The following is a 248-nucleotide window of genomic DNA, read 5'->3' as shown; positions in this document are numbered from 1 at the left end:
GAGAAGATTAATCTCTTCTCTATGTACTCTGCTTTTGGTAAACACAAATCTGAAACCGCCCTATGCGACATCGCTTGTACGGTGGTGTGAGAGGGAGGTGCTGCAATGCGCCTCTCTACTCGATTTACTTTATTGGCAGATGGCTCTACTACAATTGCCAAAGCTTCTATCTCTCGCTTCAAAGATAAGGTTCGCCTTATTACTAAAAGAAGCAGAGGTGTGAAATTTGATACTGTGGTTAGAGAACT

Annotated in this window: 1 protein-coding gene; it reads right to left on the bottom strand. The window is 42.7% G+C overall.

The annotated features are described in order from the left end of the window. Window positions 1–182, bottom strand: a 182-nt coding sequence (locus L8D11_RS05650; protein WP_236870678.1) for a hypothetical protein, incomplete at its 3' end; no start/stop codon positions are given. Window positions 183–248 lie beyond the last annotated feature (66 nt).

This window comes from Candidatus Bandiella numerosa (genome assembly GCF_021811875.1).
GTDB classification, from domain to species: Bacteria; Pseudomonadota; Alphaproteobacteria; order Rickettsiales; family Midichloriaceae; genus Aquirickettsia; species Aquirickettsia numerosa_A.
Note: the sequence above shows the minus strand (reverse complement) of the source record. Positions and strands in the feature narration are given on the sequence as shown.